General features: G+C 54.7%; 2 protein-coding genes and 1 pseudogene. All 3 read right to left on the reverse strand.

The annotated features are described in order from the left end of the window. Positions 1-572, reverse strand: a pseudogene (locus NKI24_RS35615) (helix-turn-helix domain-containing protein); the annotation flags it as partial. A 168-nt stretch (positions 573-740) separates the two neighbouring features. Continuing rightward, the gene (locus NKI24_RS35620; RefSeq protein ID WP_352750844.1) at positions 741-1,319 is read right to left on the reverse strand and encodes a hypothetical protein; all 579 of its coding nucleotides are present in this window, start codon (positions 1,317-1,319) and stop codon (positions 741-743) included. A 9-nt stretch (positions 1,320-1,328) separates the two neighbouring features. Continuing rightward, a partial coding sequence (locus NKI24_RS35625) for an RHS repeat-associated core domain-containing protein (RefSeq protein ID WP_352750847.1) occupies positions 1,329-2,509 on the reverse strand: 1,181 nt, incomplete at its 5' end.

The following is a 2,509-nucleotide window of genomic DNA, read 5'->3' on the forward strand; positions in this document are numbered from 1 at the left end:
CTCCTTCCATCCCCTCCAACCAGTCCGCCTGGCGCTCCCGAAGCGAGGGACGGATATGCAGCCGACGCGAGTAACCCAGCGTTGCTACAAACAGGTGCACCCGAACACGCTCGCCGCCGATCCACGCCCACGTGTCGCCAAAGTCGATCTGCATCTGATGTCCCGGCGCCGTCTCAAACCGAACCGTCGTGCTTCTGCGCCCTCAACTCCCGACGCCAACCCTGCACCCGAAGCTCCACCGAACGAAGCCCTATGACGATCCCATGTTCGCTCTCCAGTTCCTGGCGCACCACATCGGCATTGCCGCCATGGCGGAAGAAGTGCTCCCGCAGCCAATCGTCCAGCCCGTCAAACGCGGTCGGCCGCACAGGCTTGCGAAACGGAACAGTCCCGCCCTCGCGCAGATACCGACGCACCGTGTTGCGCGCGCACCCGAATTCCTTCGCCAGTCGCTTCGCTCCCCAGCCAAGCTCATGCAGCCGCAGCATCGCTGCCACCTCTTCAGGCTGAAGCATCTCCTCTCCCTGCATCGTTCTCGACAATGCAGGAATCGCCGAAATCCCAATCGTCATCCATGCCTCCTCTCATAACCGAGGGGGTCAGTTCTTCATTTCGTCAGGGGGTCAGTTTCTCAATTCGGCCGACACGGCCGGTGGTAGCCGTATAAGGCAGCTTGCGCAGAAGTGCGGCACGCAAGGTAAAGATGATTAGTCACAGACAGAAGGCCCATGACTCGGTTTTCACTCGGAATAAAAAGGCGATGAAATTCGCTCGTTCTCCAGCATGTTTAAGTCAACGCTCGTGTTTTTGCGCAACAATTCTACTCGTTCAATAAGGTGCTCAAATTCCGTGGCAAAAAAATTGCTGTTTATCACGAGCTCATCGGTGTCCGCTCTAGATTCGCTGATACCAAGACTGTCTTGCGCAACGTAATCGATCGTATCGAAATAATTTTCGATAATCCTGCCAACCAAAGAACTGTCCATATTTAGTATTAGATTACATACGTTCACGAAACAAATAGCTGCGTTTTGCGCAAATATGCAAAGCCTATCTGTTTCAGACTCGCAATCAGGTATACTTGTCTCGGATATTCTCAACGTTTGATCAATTTTGGAAATGTTTCCATCAGAGAAATTTTTCCAGAGAGTGCCCACATCAAACTCAAAATCATTGGCCCCGCGAAATTTAAGTTTGTATCGCGTAACGAGTGGTGACATGCGTGCTGCAACTAAAAATGAAAACTCGACTCTCTTTGCTAATGGCAATTCGGTAACGATGTCAGCCAGATATTTTATTCGGTCTACGACTTTTTTCATGGTGACGACCTATTTAATCGGGCTGTACATGTCCAGTCCGCGATCCTGAATCTCGCGTGCGCAATTGCCGCATATGCCGCGGCTGGCCGCGACTCCCATCGGAGTGAGCCCCATAGCCTCTGCAGCATTCATTGCATTTACTTCCGCGTGCGTTCCGGGCGTGCCAACCCCCTCAACCTCATTGCTGTTCAGGGCGGCTCTCTGAGCTGGAGTAAGCCTACCAGTACTAGATGAGACAACGAAAGTGCCCTCCTTCGTGGCGACAACTGCCGTTGTTCTTTTATCTTGCGCATAGCTGTCAAGCTTGTCTTGGATTGTAATTGCCCGCTCAAACGCTATTTCTCCAGGATAAGAGGTGGGCGTTGCGTCAACTAGGCTAGCTAATGGCGCAGCCCGTCCAAGTATACGGCTAACGATTTTGACCCCGAGGTCTTTTAGGACGTCTTTCTTCTTCGCAAATTCATCTACCTCTGGCGGGTGATTATCCTTTGTTGTCGTGAGCGTGCCGTCAGCGCGCGTGATGGTTTTTGACTCCCCTTGTGTTGCTGCCGGCTCAGCTTTGCTGCTCGCACCACCAAACAAGCCGCCGACAAAATCCCTCACTCCGTCCCAGCTGATATGTCCATTTGTGTCGCTCTTATTGACCGGATCGTTTTGAGCATAGGCATACCGATTGGTACCGACACCCGCTTTGGTCGGATCCCAATCATCCGGTGAGATGAACCTGCCCAGCACCGGATCCATGTATCGTGCATTGAGATAGAGCAATCCGGTCTCCGGATCGAAGCGCTCGCCGATGTAGCTCTTTTGCGTCTGGAAGCCGGTGTTGAGCCGCTCGCCATAGCTGGCATAGTTGGTGGCTTCAGCGATGTTCCCTGAGGCATCGGTGACCATGCGCACCGAGGCCAGGTGATCGCGATGCAGGAAGGCTTTGGTGGCGCCGGTGACCTTGACGTCGGGATGGGGGTAGCGGGTGTAGATCTCCGCCCCCGGTGTCGCCGGATCGATCTCGACGGAGGCGTCGGGATAGAGCGTGGTGGCGAAGGACGAGGCCTTTTTGGCTCGCGCGCCGTCCGGGCCGTAGAACAGCGAGACGGTGTTGGCAGCCTGGGTGACGGTCTTCAGCCGGTTGGCCTCGTCCCAGGTGAGCGTCCTGGTGCCGTCGGCGGTCATGTTGCCATTGGCGTCAT

Source organism: Mesorhizobium sp. M0701 (assembly GCF_040320365.1).
GTDB lineage: Bacteria > Pseudomonadota > Alphaproteobacteria > Rhizobiales > Rhizobiaceae > Mesorhizobium.

Bases quoted from the DNA above. Each gene is read 5' to 3' on its own strand.
- NKI24_RS35620 (WP_352750844.1), bottom strand. From the start codon at position 1,319: ATGAAAAAAGTCGTAGACCGAATAAAATATCTGGCTGACATCGTTACC.